This window comes from Tropicimonas omnivorans, from assembly GCF_031846565.1.
GTDB classification, from domain to species: Bacteria; Pseudomonadota; Alphaproteobacteria; order Rhodobacterales; family Rhodobacteraceae; genus Tropicimonas_B; species Tropicimonas_B omnivorans.
Map to the genome: position 1 here is coordinate 568806 of NZ_JAVRHL010000001.1, position 14480 is coordinate 583285.

General features: G+C 68.1%; 13 protein-coding genes and 1 tRNA gene. 9 read left to right on the top strand and 5 right to left on the bottom strand.

Going from position 1 to position 14480, the window contains the following annotated elements; all coding sequences use genetic code 11:
• Positions 1–3 precede the first annotated feature (3 nt).
• Positions 4–2187: a selenide, water dikinase SelD gene (gene selD / locus RM543_RS02790; RefSeq protein ID WP_311689372.1), complete on the bottom strand. Its 2184-nt coding sequence runs from the start codon at positions 2185–2187 to the stop codon at positions 4–6.
• 126 nt (positions 2188–2313) lie between these two features.
• Here selD and RM543_RS02795 point away from each other — a divergent pair.
• The 8 genes from RM543_RS02795 to RM543_RS02830 all read left to right on the top strand — a co-directional run bounded on the left by RM543_RS02795 (position 2314) and on the right by RM543_RS02830 (position 9295).
• A tRNA-Met gene (locus tag RM543_RS02795) sits at positions 2314–2390 on the top strand.
• 189 nt (positions 2391–2579) lie between these two features.
• A complete protein-coding gene (locus RM543_RS02800) occupies positions 2580–3077 on the top strand; it encodes an NUDIX hydrolase (RefSeq protein WP_311689373.1) in 498 nt (165 codons plus the stop codon).
• Positions 3074–4555 (top strand): inorganic phosphate transporter, encoded by a 1482-nt coding sequence (locus RM543_RS02805; RefSeq protein ID WP_311689374.1) that lies wholly within the window; start codon positions 3074–3076, stop codon positions 4553–4555. The genes RM543_RS02800 and RM543_RS02805 overlap by 4 nt, the downstream gene beginning before the upstream one ends.
• Before the next feature lie 206 nt (positions 4556–4761).
• A complete protein-coding gene (locus tag RM543_RS02810) occupies positions 4762–5121 on the top strand; it encodes a TIGR04076 family protein (RefSeq protein ID WP_311689375.1) in 360 nt (119 codons plus the stop codon).
• A gap of 4 nt (positions 5122–5125) precedes the next feature.
• On the top strand, positions 5126–6295 hold the full coding sequence (locus RM543_RS02815) for a M14 family metallopeptidase (protein ID WP_311689376.1): 1170 nt from the start codon (positions 5126–5128) through the stop codon (positions 6293–6295).
• Positions 6292–7314: an ABC transporter ATP-binding protein gene (locus RM543_RS02820; protein WP_311689377.1), complete on the top strand. Its 1023-nt coding sequence runs from the start codon at positions 6292–6294 to the stop codon at positions 7312–7314. The genes RM543_RS02815 and RM543_RS02820 overlap by 4 nt, the downstream gene beginning before the upstream one ends.
• Positions 7311–8423 carry an ABC transporter ATP-binding protein gene (locus tag RM543_RS02825; RefSeq protein WP_311689378.1) on the top strand — a complete coding sequence of 371 codons (1113 nt, stop codon included), beginning with the start codon at positions 7311–7313 and terminating at the stop codon, positions 8421–8423. Before RM543_RS02820 ends, RM543_RS02825 begins: the two co-directional genes overlap by 4 nt.
• A complete protein-coding gene (locus RM543_RS02830) occupies positions 8420–9295 on the top strand; it encodes a DMT family transporter (protein ID WP_311689379.1) in 876 nt (291 codons plus the stop codon). The genes RM543_RS02825 and RM543_RS02830 overlap by 4 nt, the downstream gene beginning before the upstream one ends.
• A gap of 4 nt (positions 9296–9299) precedes the next feature.
• Here the strand turns inward: RM543_RS02830 and RM543_RS02835 are convergent, their stop codons facing one another.
• The 3 genes from RM543_RS02835 to RM543_RS02845 form a co-directional block, all read right to left on the bottom strand.
• Positions 9300–10190, bottom strand: coding sequence for an ABC transporter permease (locus tag RM543_RS02835; RefSeq protein ID WP_311689380.1), 891 nt, complete (start codon positions 10188–10190; stop codon positions 9300–9302).
• Positions 10187–11134, bottom strand: a complete 948-nt coding sequence (locus tag RM543_RS02840; protein ID WP_311689381.1) for an ABC transporter permease — start codon at positions 11132–11134, stop codon at positions 10187–10189. Before RM543_RS02840 ends, RM543_RS02835 begins: the two co-directional genes overlap by 4 nt.
• Positions 11135–11216: 82 nt before the next feature.
• A complete protein-coding gene (locus RM543_RS02845) occupies positions 11217–12728 on the bottom strand; it encodes an ABC transporter substrate-binding protein (RefSeq protein WP_311689382.1) in 1512 nt (503 codons plus the stop codon).
• Positions 12729–12859: 131 nt separating this feature from the next.
• On the opposite strand from RM543_RS02845, the gene RM543_RS02850 reads away from it, so the two are divergent.
• Positions 12860–13702 (top strand): alpha/beta hydrolase, encoded by an 843-nt coding sequence (locus tag RM543_RS02850; protein ID WP_311689383.1) that lies wholly within the window; start codon positions 12860–12862, stop codon positions 13700–13702.
• Between the two features lie 73 nt (positions 13703–13775).
• Here RM543_RS02850 and RM543_RS02855 read toward each other — a convergent pair whose 3' ends face one another.
• Positions 13776–14459, bottom strand: coding sequence for a GntR family transcriptional regulator (locus RM543_RS02855; protein WP_311689384.1), 684 nt, complete (start codon positions 14457–14459; stop codon positions 13776–13778).
• Positions 14460–14480: the final 21 nt, after the last annotated feature.

Here is a 14480-nt window from a genome sequence, read left to right on the forward strand (position 1 = left end):
CGGTCAGAGCAGCGCGATGCGAGGCGGGCCGTCCACGATGCGCCCGATCCGAACCGCATCCGGAATAACCCGGACGAGCGCTTCGGCCTCCGCTTCGGGAACGGCGGCCAAAAGACCGCCGGCGGTCTGCGGATCGTGCAGCAGCACCGCGGCCGGAGAGTCGAGCGTCGCCTTCTTCGCGTCGATCCGTCCGCCTGACCAGTCGAGGTTCGAGGCGTGGAGCGTCGAGCGCACCCCCCTGGCTGCAAGCTCCGCCGCTCCGGGCATCAGGGGGACCGCCCCGATATCGAGCTCTGCGCCGATCCCGGAGGCATCGCAGATCCCGAGGAGGTGTCCGGCAAGACCGAACCCCGTCACATCCGTCATCGCCCGCGCGACCGTGGCGAGGCGTCGGGCGGCCTCTCCCTGCGGGCGGGCCATGATCTGCAATGTCTCTGTCACGTCGCGCCCGGAGGCCTCGAGCCGCATCTCCCCCGCCATCACCGTCCCCGATCCCACGGGCTTCGTCAGAAGGAGCACATCCCCGGCCTCGGCGCCCGCCAGCGTGACCGGCGCGCCTTGGCAGAGCCCGGTGATGGAGAAGCCGATGGTGAGCTCGGAGCCAAGCGTCGTGTGTCCGCCGGCCAGGGCCGCGCCTTCCGCGGCGAAGATCGCTCCGGCGGCCGTCGTGATCTCCGCCAGCGCATTACGTTGGAGCGCCGGGGCCATGCGGGGCAGAATGATGGTCGCAAGCGCCGCTTGCGGTGCGGCGCCCATGGCCCAGATGTCCCCAAGCGCGTGGATTGCGGCGATGCGCGCCATGAGCGCCGGGTCCTCGGTCATGGCGCGGAGGTGATCGGTCGTCACCACCTGACGCACATCGCCGATGCCGAGGATCGCCGCATCGTCCCCCGGCTCCGACAGCACGTCCGCCCGCGCCGCGGACGGGACCTTCGCCAACGCCGCCGCGAGATCGCCCCGCGCGACCTTCGCACCGCATCCCGCGCAGGGCGGCGGGCCGGACATTGCCTCCCGCACGCCTTCTGCGGCCTCTCCCTCGGGCGCCGCGGAGCGCATCGGGGAAAGCTCCGTCAGCTTCTCCATGAAGCGTCGGTCGATCCTGTCTTTCCAGTGCCAGACGAGGGGCCCGCGGATCGCCAGGGACCACTTGTCCGCCACGGCATATCGCTCGCCCGCGGAAACGATCTTGAGGTAGCCTTTCTGCGGTTTGAACGGTTTGGCCCGCCCGGCGCCCAGCGCGGCGCGCAGGTTGCGGTAAAGCACCGGCGCCGCACGCACGGCATAGATCCCGGCCTTCGGACGCGGGGCGAAGGCGTAATGCGCGCAGTCCCCCGCGGCAAAGAGGCGGGGATCGCCTTCGCTCGCCAGGGTTTCGGTCACGCTCAGGTAACCATTCTGGTGCGGAAGGCCGAGCTTGGACACCCAGTCCTGCGGCCGCGCGCCCGCGGCACCGACGACGAAGGCAGCCGGGATGGCCCGCCCATCTTCGAGGACCACGCCGTCCTCCGTCACCTTCCGGACCACGGCTCCGGACATCCGTTCGATGCGCAAGCCGTCCAACCGCGCCGTCAGCGCCGCTCCCGCCCGAGGGGAGAGACCCGTCGGCGGCTCGCTTTTGTCGAGGAGCGACACCTGAGCGGCATGCCCCTCCGCCCTCAGCCGGTGTGCCATTGCGAGCGCCAGTTCCGTTCCGGCGACCCCGCCGCCGATCACGGCGACCGAAGGGGCGCTCTCTCCCGCTTCGATCCGCGCCAGGAACGCGGCCCAGTCCGCGGCGAAGCGGTCGAGCGGCTTGGCGGGGTGGCCGTGCTCCGCGAAGCCGGGCAGGTCCGGCATGTCGGACGTTATGCCGATATCGAGGGAGGCCACGTCGTATCGCAGCTGTCGGCCGCCTTCGAGAAACACGGTGCGTGCCTCCCGGTCGATGCCCGTCGCGCGCGCCTGGATCAGCCGCGCTCCGGCGAACCGTGCGAGGCGGACGAGGTCGATCTCGAGGTCGTCCCGCGCGTAGTGTCCCGCGACATGCCCGGGGAGCATACCGGTATAGGCAGTGACGGGCAGGGGATCGATCAACGTCAGCCGTGCGCCCGGCAGGGGATCCATGCCCCACCGGCGCAGCACCAGCGCATGGGCATGGCCGCCTCCGACAAGGACGAGATCGCGGGTCAGCGGCGCGGCACTCTGCAACTCGGGCTCTCCCTGCGGCGGTCCCGGGCGGGAGTAGCCCGGCCCTCCGGCGGCGTAAAGCGCAGGCGGGGCCGACAAAGCCCTTGACGCCTCCGGCCCGCGCCGCTACCCCACGCCACGCCTTGGGGCGGAGTAGCTCAGTTGGTTAGAGCAGCGGAATCATAATCCGCGTGTCGGGGGTTCAAGTCCCTCCTCCGCTACCAAATTTTCCCGGACAGTTCTGCACGGCGGCGCATTGCGGCGTCAGCGTCCCGGCATCGGGATCACCCGGGGCTGACTGCGGCCCGGGCGAAGGCGGTTGCCGGGCCCGTATTCCACAACCCGGAACGCACCGTCGTTGATCCTGCGGCAGTTTTTCTGCTAACCGCCGTGGGCTGTTCTCGAGGTGTCCCATGCTCCGCACGATCTGGACTGACTACATCGCGCCGATCCTGAAGCGTCCTGCGCAGTTTCAGGTGGCGGCGCTGTGCCACCGTCCGGGGGCGGCGGGACGGGAGATCCTGCTGATTACGTCGCGCGAGACGCGGCGCTGGATCCTGCCGAAGGGGTGGCCCAAGTCGGGGCTCGGCGGCGGTGAGACGGCCGCGGAGGAAGCATGGGAAGAGGCCGGGGTACGCGCGCTGCCCGGATCGCGCCGCCGTATCGGCCGCTACAGCTATTCCAAGACCCTCCCCGGCGGACTGCCGATGCGCACGGAGGTGGACGTCTATGCCATCGAGGTAGATCACCTGATGGACGAGTTCCCCGAAGAAGGACAACGCGAACGGCGCTGGGTTCTGCCCGAGCAGGCGTCCCGCATGGTGACGGAGCCGGAGCTGAAGGCGATCCTCGCAGCGTTCCCCTCCCAGATCGAACCGGGCCAGACCGAACCGGGCGGACCCTCCTCTTGAGCGAGCGCGGCACGAGCTACGAGTGGCAGACGCTCGACCGGGACCTCGGCCGGCTTTCCCGGATTGAGGCGGCGTCGATGTATGCCGCGCGACCGCTGGTCGGCGTGGGGCTGTCGCTGCTGTTCATGGCACTGGCGGCGCTGGCAGCCGGGCTCATCGTCGGGGCGACGCCGGGAGGGCTTTTCGTTGTCGTCGCGGCGGCGTTCGGGGCCTACATGGCGCTCAACATCGGTGCCAACGACGTCGCGAACAACATGGGGCCCGCGGTGGGGGCGCACGCGCTCTCCATGGCCGGGGCGATCGCGATCGCGGCGATATGCGAAAGTGCAGGCGCCCTGCTCGCGGGCGGGGACGTGGTGGACACGATCTCCAAGGGCATCGTCGCGCCGGCCTCGCTCGGGGACGGACGCATCTTCGTCGCAGCGATGCTTGCCGCGCTTCTCGCCGCCGCGCTCTGGGTGAACCTCGCCACGGTGATCGGCGCGCCCGTCTCCACCACCCATGCCGTCGTCGGCGGTGTGATGGGTGCAGGCATCGCCGCTGCGGGGCTGACGGCCGTGAGCTGGTCCACCATGGGCGCCATTGCCGCGAGCTGGGTGATCTCCCCGGTCCTCGGCGGTATCATCGCGGCCGCGATGCTCGCCTTCGTGAAGTGGAAGGTGATCTACGTGCCCGACAAGATCGAGGCCGCGCGCCGCTGGGTGCCGGTCCTCATCGGGCTGATGGCGGGGGCCTTCTCCGCCTACCTGGCGCTCAAGGGGCTGAAGCGCGTCTTCGACATCGACATGCAGGCCGCGCTCCTGATCGGCGGAGCCGCCGGTGTGGTCTTCGGCGCCATTTCCGTTCCCCTGGTGCGGCGGCAGGCGCGCGGGCTCGAGAACCGGAACCGCTCCCTGAAGGTGCTCTTCCGTGTTCCGCTCATCCTGTCCGCCGCTCTTCTGTCCTTCGCGCACGGAGCGAACGATGTGGCCAATGCCGTCGGCCCCCTCGCGGCCATCGTCTACGCGCAACAGACCGGCGGCGCGGCGGCCGAGGTGGCGATCCCGATCTGGGTCATGGTGATCGGGGCGGTCGGCATCTCGGTCGGGCTGATCCTGTTCGGGCCGCGACTGATCGACATGGTCGGCAACCAGATCACCAAGCTCAATCCGATGCGGGCCTATTGCGTCGCCCTCTCGGCGGCGGTGACGGTCATCGCGGCGTCCTGGCTGGGCCTGCCGGTCAGCTCCACGCATATCGCCGTGGGCGGCGTCTTCGGGGTCGGGTTCTTCCGTGAATGGCACGCTGCACGGCGGGCGCGGCAGATCAACGAGGCGCGCCCGCCGGCCCGGCGCATCGCGACGGAGGAGCGGCGGCGGCGCAAGCTGGTGCGACGCTCCCACTTCCTCACGATCATTGCCGCCTGGCTGATCACGGTCCCGGCGGCGGCGCTTCTCTCAGCGCTCTGTTTCCTCGGGCTGTCCTTCGTTCTCATCTGAGGCGCCTCTTCCGTTTCGCGGGCGCCGCGATTTTCAGCATCTTCGCCGCATCACGTGCGGCCCCTGACGTGATATCCCGGACGGGACCGCTCGCCTCGGCGCGTCGCTCGCGCAAGGCGTTTACAGATGCTGCAGTTTGATATTTGATATGATATCAGGATGGCCGAGCGTGTTATCCGAACAGTCCAGCCGGAGCCCGACACCCGATGAGCGACGAAACCACTGCCGACGATGCCTTCGACCTCTTCGATCTTCGCGTGGAAATCGTGCGAAGCGGTCCGGGACAGATCTATTGCGGCAAGGAGGGCGACTATTTCGAACTCCGGGGCGAGATGCTTCATTTGCCGGAGGGTCAGGGGTTCTCGATCTACTCCCTCTCGGCGGTGATGCCTCTTCTGGCGGCCAAGCAGCGCCGGACCCATCCGAACGACTGGATGAGCACCGATGCGGAATGCGCCTGCCCTGACCCCAACTGTCCGACACGGCTGCGGATCACCCGGATCGGCAGCCGCCGCTTCAGCCATGCGGACACGACCGCCGTTCCGCTGTCCGGAGAGGAGGAGTAACGCCATGACGATCGCCATCAGCTCCATGATCCCCTCGGGGCGGATTGACGTTCTCGATGCAACCGACCCCGCCGCGATCCGCCTGCGCGTGCCCGGCGATCCGGGATCGGACTTTGTCGGCTGGTACAATTTCCGCGTTTCAGGCGCGAAGGACGTGCCCTGCCGCTTCGTGATCGAGGGATGCCGCGAGGCGGAGGCGGGCCGCCTGACCGGGCGGGAGGGCTACGAGGACCAGTGGACGAATACCGGTCCGCTGGTCAGCGCGGACGGCCACACGTGGAGGCGGGTCCCTGCGGAGTATGACGGCGATACGTTCTCCTTCACGGTCACCCCGGAGCGCGATGTCATCCAGATCGCCAAGTTCGCCCCCTTCGGGCCCGAGCGGGATGCGGCGCTGATTTCGCGGGCGCTCACGGATCCGGGCGTGCGGCTGGACGAGATCGGCCGCTCCGTCCAGGGGCGCCCCGTCGACCGGCTGACCTTCGATGCCGATGCGGGAAAGCCCGTCCTCTGGCTCGTGGCGCGCCAGCATCCGTCAGAGACGCAAGGGGGGTTCCTCCTCGAAGGATTGCTGGAGCGGCTCCTCGATCCCGCCGACGCCGGAGCGCGTGTCCTCCGCCAGAGCGCCGAGATCAATATCGTGCCGAACGCCAACCCCGACGGGAGCGCACTCGGCCACACCCGCACGAATGCAGCCGGCGCCAATCTCAACCGCGAATGGGAGACGCCGGACCCCGAGCGCGCGCCAGAGGTGGTCGCGATCCGCAGCGCGATGGAGGCGCGGGGGCTCGATTTCTTCCTCGACTGTCACGCCGATCAGGAACTGCACTGCAACTTCATCTGGCCCTCGGAAAACGTGCCCGGATGGCGCCCCGAGCGGCGCGCCCCCTTCGAGGCGTTCGAGGCGGCCTGGGCGGCGGCTTCCCCCGATTACGAACCGGGCCATCCCTATCCCGGCGGCTGTCCCGAAAGCCCCGATCTCGGCATGGCGTGGAACTGGGTCGGCTCGGCCTTTCCCAACGCCCTCTCCGTGCTGCTGGAGCAACCCTTCAAGGACGTGAGCGCGCATCCGGTGCCCGAGACCGGCTGGTGCCCCGCGCGCGCACACGCCTTCGGGCGCAGCCTCGTCCAGCCGCTTCTCGCCGTGCTGCCCCATCTGGAGAAGACGAGATGAGCGCTCCTCCATCAGACGACGGCAAGCCGCTCCTCGAGGTGATCGACCTCAAGACGAGCTTCGGCGGAACGCGTGCCGTCGATGGTGTCGATTTCGCGATGAGGCCGGGTGAAGTGCTCTGCCTCGTCGGCGAGTCGGGGTCCGGCAAGAGTGTCACGGCTCTCTCCGTCATGGGCCTGATCGGGCAGGGCGGGGACATCAGCGCCGGCGCGATCCGTCTCGAGGGACGCGAGCTGACAGGCCTCACGCGCATGCAGCGCCGCGCCCTCTGCGGGGACCGGATGGGCATGATCTTCCAGGAGCCGATGACCTCGCTGAACCCTTCGCTGACCGTGGGAGACCAGATCGCCGAGACGCTCCTGCGCCACCGCGACATGACGCGCTCCGCGGCGCGGGCGCGCGTGATCGATCTTCTGAAGGAGGTCCGCATACCCTCGCCCGAAACGCGGATCGACCAGTACCCGCACCAGCTCTCCGGTGGGATGCGCCAGCGCGTGATGATCGCCATGGCGATGGCCTGCGAGCCGGCACTCCTGATCGCGGACGAGCCGACGACGGCGCTCGACGTCACCATTCAGGCGCAGATCCTCGATCTGATGCGCGCCCTCCGCCGGGAGACGGGGACGGCCATCCTGATGATCACCCACGATCTCGGCGTGGTGGCCGAGGTCGGCGACCGGGTCGCGGTGATGTATGCGGGGCGGATCGTCGAGACGGGCACCGTCCGCCAGATCTTCGAGGATCCGCAGCACCCCTACACGCTCGGCCTGCTCGCCTCTATTCCGCGCCTCGGGGACATCCGCGACCGACTGGCGACGATCGAGGGAACCGTTCCGCCGCTCTCCGAGATGCCTGAGGGCTGCCGGTTCAACCCGCGCTGCGTCTTCGCCACAGAGACCTGCCGAGCCAAACGTCCTCCGCTGGAGACCGTCTCTGAGGGTCACGGCGTCGCCTGCTGGCACCCGATGCCGGAGCACGAGGGCCGCGGTGCGGATATCCGGGAGGACGCAGGGGCATGAAGGGGGACGTACTTCTCCGCGCAAAGGCGCTGCGCAAGCACTTCACCATCGGCGGTGGCTTCCTCGGCGGCGGCAAGGTGGTGCAGGCGGTGGACCGGATCGACCTGGAGATCAGGGAAGGGGAGACCCTGTCGATCGTCGGCGAATCGGGGTGCGGCAAGTCCACCCTCGCCCGGCTTCTGCTGCGACTGATCGAGCCGACGGACGGCGAGGTCCTGCTGGAGGGGCGGGATCTGACGAAGTTCGGCCGCTCCGAGATGCGCCGCGCGCGGCGGGATCTGCAGATGGTGTTCCAGGACCCCTTCGCCTCCCTCAATCCCCGCGCCACGATCCGGGACATCCTGACCGAGCCGCTGCGGCTCCACGGGATCGGCACGGCCGCCGAGCGGCGGTCCCGCGTCGACGATCTCCTCCGCATGGTGGGCCTCTCCCCCGATCACGCCCGGCGCTACCCGCACGAGTTCTCCGGCGGGCAGCGGCAGCGCATCGGGATCGCCCGGGCCCTCTCGCTCAATCCGCGACTGATCGTGGCGGACGAGCCGGTCTCCGCGCTCGACGTCTCGGTGCAGGCCCAGGTCATCAATCTTCTGAAGGACCTTCAGGAGGAGCTCGGCCTTGCCTACCTCGTCATCGCGCATGACCTGACCGTTGTGCGGCATATCTCGGATACGGTCGCGGTGATGTACCTGGGACGTATCGTGGAGATCGCCCCGGCCGAGGAACTCTATCGCGCGCCCCGTCATCCCTACACGCAGGCGCTCCTGTCCGCGATCCCGGTGGCGGATCCGGCCCATGTCGCCAGCGAGGTGCGCCTCGAGGGAGACCTGCCCTCGCCGGTCACACCGCCATCCGGATGTCACTTCCACACGCGGTGCCCCTTCGCGACGCCCGAATGCGCGGCCGACGTTCCGGAGGCGCGGGACCTTGGGGGTGGGCACCGCGTCCTCTGCCGCCGCCTCGATGAAATCCCTGCCTTCGAGATGCCGCAGGACACCGCCGTGGCAGGGCCGGAGACGGCCTATGCCCGGCGTCTCGCCGCGCTCGAAGCCGCCACTGCGCGGCGCCAGGCGCAGCGGCGGGAGGGCGACGCGACCGCTCCGGCCTCTTGAGCGCCACCGGTGCCGGCGCCCGCGCGGATCTGCGCGGGCCGCTCTGGATGCTCGGCAACGCCGCCGTCTTCTCCATGCAGGTCACCCTGATCAAGTCGGCGCAGGAGATGGTGCCGATGAGCACGATCCTCCTGTTCATGGTCGGGGTTCAGGGCGTGGTGGTCTGGCTGCTGAACGCCCGGGAGGTGAACGACATCTTCCGGCCCGGCCGCCGCCATGCGCCGCATCTGTGGCGCTCCGCGATGATGGTGATCGGCGTATCCACCGGCGTCTCCTCTGTCGCGTTCCTGCCGGTGGCCGAGGCGACGGCGCTCTCCTTCTGCAAACCGCTCTTCGTCACGATCCTCGCGGCGCTCGTCCTGCGGGAGATGGTCGGCCCGCGGAGGGCCTTCGCGGTGGCGCTGGGCTTCGGCGGCGTCCTGATCCTCGCGCAGCCGACGGGGGAGTCGATGAGCGCCTTCGGCCTCGGCCTCGGGATCTCTTCGGCCTTCGCCTCCGCGATCGCTGTGGTGACGACGCGCGTTCTCGCCCGGTCCGAGCCGGCCAGCGTCCTTCTGATGTACCAGACAGGTCTCGGCGTCCTCGTCTTCCTGCCCTGGGCCATCCTCGAGTGGGACACGCCGGATGCGGCGGGCTTCGGGCTCCTTCTTCTCATCGGGGGGTTCAGCCTCATCGGAAACCTCGCGACGATCCTCGCGCTGCGCTACGGGGAGGCGTCCGTGATCGCGCCGGTGGACTTCACCCGCGCCGTCTTCGCCGCGCTCTTCGCTTTCGTGCTTCTTGGCGAGGTGCCCACCACGGCGACATTGATCGGCACCGCGGTGATCGTGGTGGGGGCGCTCATCGCGCTGAGGCGGCAGGCGGACGCCTAGGCGGTCAGTCCTTGGGATCGAGCGCGTCGTGCAGGCCGTCTCCGAGGAGATTGAAGCCGAGCACGGTGAGGAAGATCGCGACGCCGGGATAGATCGCCATGGTCGGCGCGATCAGGAGCGAGGCGCGCGCATTGTCCAGCATGGAGCCCCAGGACGGCGCCGGAGGCTGTTGCCCGAGGCCGAGAAAGCCGAGCGCCGCCTCCGCGATGATGGCCGTGGCGATGGCCAGCGTCGTCTGCACCAGCAGCGGCGGCAGGATGTTCACGAAGACATGGCGGGACAGGATCACCGAATGCGGCGCGCCGATGGAGCGGGCCGCCTCGATATACTCCTCCACTTTCACCACCATCGTCTGCGCCCGCGCGAGGCGCGCGAAGACCGGGGCGAAGGAGATCCCGATGGCGATCATCGCGTTGGACAGGCTGGGCCCGAGAAACGCGGCGAGCGCGATGGCGAGGATCAGGAAGGGGATGGCGAGGAAGGCGTCCACGATCCGCATGATGACGGTGTCGAGAAAGCCGCCGAAATAGCCTGCGACCATGCCGAGCGGCACGCCGACGCCGAAGGAGATCAGCACCGACACGAAGCCTGCCAGAAGCGAGGCCCGCGCCCCGTAGAGGATGCGCGAGAAGACGTCCCGCCCCAGTTCGTCCGTGCCGAAGAGATGGGCGAGGGACGGGGATTGGCGGATCGCGCCCCAGTCCGTCGCGGTCGGATCCTGCGGTGCGATGAGCGGGGCGAAGATCGCGAGTATGGCGAACAGACCGACGATGATCAGCCCGGCCAGCGCCGCGCGATTTCTTACAAAGCGCCGGAAGGTAAGGGCGAACTGGCTCTGGGCGGGGCGCGGAATGCGGGTCTTGCCCGGCCCGGCGCTGGAGACGGAGACGCTCATCGGTTGGCCCTCAGTTTGGGATTGGCCCAGAAGTACAGGATATCGGCGAGCAGGTTCATCGCGACGAAGGCGACGCCCGACAGCAGCGTGACCGCCTGCACGGCCTGGTACTCCCGGTTGAAGACGCTATCGACCACCATCTTGCCGAGACCGGGGATGGAGAAGACCTGCTCGGTCAGCACGGCGCCGGCGAGAAGCGTGCCGAATTGCAGCGTCGCCAGCGTGATGATCGGGACCAGCGCATTGAGGAAGGCGTGGCGGACGATTACGACTCTCTCGGCGAGCCCCTTGGAGCGGGCGGTGCGGACGTAGTCCTGTTGCAGGATGTTCAGCATGGCGGATCGGGTGTGCCGCATCATCGCCGCGGCGAGGGCGGTGCCGAGAACAACGGAGGGCATCGCGATGCTCCTCAGGCAGCCGATGGGGTCCTCGGTGAAGGGCACGAAGCCCCCCGCCGGCAGCCAGCGCAGCTTCACCGCGAAGAGCAGGATCAGCATGATGCCGAGCCAGAAGTTCGGGATCGAGATGCCGGACATGGCGAAGACCGTCACCGCATGGTCCCAGCCTTTCCCCTTGCCGAGCGCGGCAAGGATGCCGAGCGGGATGCCGATGACGAGGGAGAACAGCATGGCAGCGGCCCCGAGCGTCACGGTCACCGGAATCTTGTCGAGGATCATCGGCCCGATGGGCTGTCGCGTGCGGTAGGACACGCCGAAATCGCCGCGGAAGATGTCGCCGATCCAGTGGAAGTACTGGATCACGAGGGGGTCGTTGAAGCCGTATTCCTCCCGGATGGCCGCGATCACCTCGGGGGACGCCTCGCCGCCGCCGATGATGAGGGCGGGATCGCCCGGCAGGAGCTGCTGCAGCGAGAAGACGATGATCGAGATCAGGACCAGCGTCGGGATCGCGACGAGGACGCGGTTCGCGAGGAAACGGAGCATGGTGCCCTTTCGGGAAAATGAGGCTCGAGGCCGGTGGGACGGGCCGCGCGGGGACGTGTCCGCGCGGCCCGTCTTCCGGGTCTCACTCGGCGCGGGTCACGCCTTCAAGGCGCAGGAAGCCGTCGCCGGTGTAGGTCAGCCCCTCGATGGCGCTGTCGTAGGCGTAGATCTGCGGCATGTGGTAGAGATAGGTCACCGGTTCATCTGCTGCGGCGAGCGCCGCGACCTGATGAAAGACTTCGACACGTTCCGCCGGATCGGTCTGCGTGCGCGTTTCCTCCAGCAGGGCATCCATCTCGTCGGAGTAATAGCGCGAGAGGTTCCTGGAGCCGGTGGAATGCAGCACCTGGAAGGCGACAGCATCGGGATCGTTCGCGAATTGCGGACCGATCGGGCCCCAGGCGGTGAAGTTGCCGTCCTCCGTCATCTGGAGGGTCGTCGCGAAGTCCACCACGTTGAGTTCGGTGGCGAAGCCCGCCTCCTGGCTCATCGCCTGCATCATCTGCGCCACGCGGACGGAGAGGGGCCGGTTCGGCACGAGGATCTCGAACTCGACGGGCATCTCGACACCGGCCTGCTCAAGCAGCGCCTTGGCGCCTTCGACGTCCCGCTCCGGCATCGGAGTGGCCGGATCGTAGTACTGCGAGTTCGGCGGCGTGACCTGGTTCCCGGCGAGGTAGCGCCCGCCGAAGGCGACCTGGTTGATCGCGTTGCGGTCAAGGGACAACTCGAAGGCGTTGCGCACGTCGGCGCTCGCGAAGGGGCCGTCCTGCTCCAGATTGTACATCAGCGCCTGATTGTTCATCACGGCGACCGGCTCGACGGTGATGTTCGGATCCTGCTCCACCACGTCGACATTCGACGGGTCGAGCTTCTCCATGATGTCCACGTCGCCCGATTGCAGGTTCGCAAGGCGCACCGAGTCGTCCGGCATGACGCGGAAGGTCACGGTGTCGAACGCGTAGGCGTCGGCGTTCCAGTAATCCTCGACCTTCGTCACGACGATCCGGTCCTGCGCGACGCGCTCGTCGAACGCGTAGGGACCGGCGCAGACCGGGGCGGCGCCGATATCCGCGGCGCCCGTTTCCTCGATGGCCGTGGGGGAGAAGATGATGCCGACGCGTTCGGCGAACTTGGACAGAAGTTGCGCCGAGGGCTCGGAGACGTTCACGACGACCTCGTACTCGCCCGGCGCCTCGACGCTCGAGATGGAGGAAATGTCCGCGGCACGCTGCGAGTCGGGCTGGTTCAGCGCCCGCTCGAGGCCGGCCTTCACCGCATCGGCGTTGAACGGACTACCGTCCTGGAAGCTCACGCCCTGCCGCAGGTTCATCGTCAGGGCGAGACCGTCATCGGACCACGACCAGCTTTCGGCGAGCACCGGGACGAAGTTCAGATCCTCGTCGGTGGTCAGAAGGCCGTCGCACATGACGCCCATCACGGTGATCCCGACATGGGTGCGGTTCGTCACCGGATCGAGCGCATCGGGATCGTCGGCGAGTGCGATGGACAGATCCTGTGCCGATCCGGCGGCTGAGAAGCCGGCCAGGAAAATCGCGGCCAGGGCCGTTCGAGAGAGAAGAGCGTTGGTCATGAGCGTTCGGTTTCCCTGTGGTGTTTTTTGTTTGTGATATTTGATCAGATCGTGTCAGTCTTCGAGCGCCATACCTCGAAGTCAACAAAAACTTCGTATTTGAACCAAACCTGCGTGGAGCCTCCCATCCAATGAACAATTTCAAGAAACTACCTGCACAATCTTCAATCAACGAAAAAGCGGACGCTTACGGTGAGGTCGCTCTCGAAACGTCCGAGGCCGCGGCCGACACGGTCCGCCTGGCCTACGATATCCCCTTCGGAGACGATCCGGCGCAGGCCATCGACGTCTACGCGCCGAAGGAGGGCGGAACGGGGCTGCCTGTCCTCGTCTTCTTTCATGGCGGGAACTTCACCCACGGGTTCAAGGAATGGTGCGGGTTCATGGCTCCGGCGATCACCGCCTTCCCGGCGATCCTCGTCTCCGCCTCCTACCGCCTGTCGCCGGAAGTCTCGTTCCGCGACCTTCTGCGGGACTGCTTCGCGGCGGTGAAGAAGGCCCAGGAGGTCGCCCCCGACTTCGGCGGTGATCCGGAGCGCCTGTTCGTCGGCGGTCATTCGGCCGGCGGCCAGATCGCGGCGCTGCTGGTGCAGAGGGATGACTGGCGGGACGAGGCCGGTCTCCCGGCGGACGCGATCAAGGGCAGCTTTCCGATGTCCGCCAACTTCGCCCGCCGCCTGACCGATCTGGAGACCGACACGTCGCTCCATATCGGCCCCGAGGTTCCCGATTCGCCGCTCGAGCTCGCCCGCTCTCCCCTGCCGCGGGACATTCCCGTCCTCGTCGCCTGGGGCGGTGACGAAAAGCCCTACGTGCTCGAAGAGGGTCCGCAATTCGTGGAGGCGCTGAAGGCGAGCGGCGTTCGGGCCGAAGGGATGGTGATGGAGGGGGCCGATCACTTCGAGGCGCACCTGCGGACGGGCGACCCCGACGATCCCTGGACCCGCCGCGTGCGGCAGATCATGGCGAGGTAGTCCCGCCGTTCCCTGCGGCGCGCCCTGCGGCGAGGAGATGCGCCGCAGGACCGGAGCGCGCCCCGCCCGGCGGCTAGTCCTCAGTGGGGGCCATGTCCCGGATCAGGTCGAAGAAACGGTTGATGTCGGTCTCGATGGCGGCGCGGGTTCCGGGACCGTCGCCCTTGCGCATCGCCTCGATGGAGCGAACGTGAAGCTCCGCGCCACGGCCCTCCCGCGCATCGAAGATCTCCGCGGCGGTGCGCACATGGGGGCCGACACGCAGCCAGAGCCCCTCGATGATCGGCGGAATGATTTCCGAGCCGGACATCCGGTACATGGTGAAGTGGAAGTTCAGGTTATGCGCGACCGAGGTGCCGATGTCCCGCTTGTCGTCGGCGCGGAGCTCCTCGTCCACGATCCGGCTGAGCGCCGCGATCCCGTCCTCGGTCGCCCGCTCGGTGGCGAGTTCGGCGGCCAGTCCCTCGAGGGCGAGGCGGGTGCGCCGCAGATCGTCGAGCTGTTCGGGACCGAGACGGGGGATGCGGGCGGAGCGATTGGCCGTGGCATCAAGGGCCCGTTCGGCGACGAGTTGCCGGATCGATTCGCGGATCGGCTGGGCAGAGGTGCCGAAGGCGGCTGCCAGATCGTTGATCTTCAGGGCCTGACCGGGCTGGAAATGCCCGGCCATGAGCATGGTCCTAAGTTCCTGATGGATGCGGGACTGGACGGTCTCGCGGCGCACCGGAGCGATCTCCGGAAAGGATGTCCTCGTCATCGGCGCCCGTCCTTCTCGTAG

Excerpts from the sequence above, each read along its gene's own strand:
- RM543_RS02800 (WP_311689373.1), top strand. The coding sequence starts at position 2,580 with ATGCTCCGCACGATCTGGACTGACTACATCGCGCCGATCCTGAAGCGT.
- RM543_RS02810 (WP_311689375.1), top strand. The coding sequence starts at position 4,762 with ATGAGCGACGAAACCACTGCCGACGATGCCTTCGACCTCTTCGATCTT.
- RM543_RS02815 (WP_311689376.1), top strand. The coding sequence starts at position 5,126 with ATGACGATCGCCATCAGCTCCATGATCCCCTCGGGGCGGATTGACGTT.
- RM543_RS02820 (WP_311689377.1), top strand. The coding sequence starts at position 6,292 with ATGAGCGCTCCTCCATCAGACGACGGCAAGCCGCTCCTCGAGGTGATC.
- RM543_RS02825 (WP_311689378.1), top strand. The coding sequence starts at position 7,311 with ATGAAGGGGGACGTACTTCTCCGCGCAAAGGCGCTGCGCAAGCACTTC.
- RM543_RS02835 (WP_311689380.1), bottom strand. The coding sequence starts at position 10,190 with ATGAGCGTCTCCGTCTCCAGCGCCGGGCCGGGCAAGACCCGCATTCCG.
- RM543_RS02840 (WP_311689381.1), bottom strand. The coding sequence starts at position 11,134 with ATGCTCCGTTTCCTCGCGAACCGCGTCCTCGTCGCGATCCCGACGCTG.
- RM543_RS02845 (WP_311689382.1), bottom strand. The coding sequence starts at position 12,728 with ATGACCAACGCTCTTCTCTCTCGAACGGCCCTGGCCGCGATTTTCCTG.
- RM543_RS02850 (WP_311689383.1), top strand. The coding sequence starts at position 12,860 with ATGAACAATTTCAAGAAACTACCTGCACAATCTTCAATCAACGAAAAA.
- RM543_RS02855 (WP_311689384.1), bottom strand. The coding sequence starts at position 14,459 with ATGACGAGGACATCCTTTCCGGAGATCGCTCCGGTGCGCCGCGAGACC.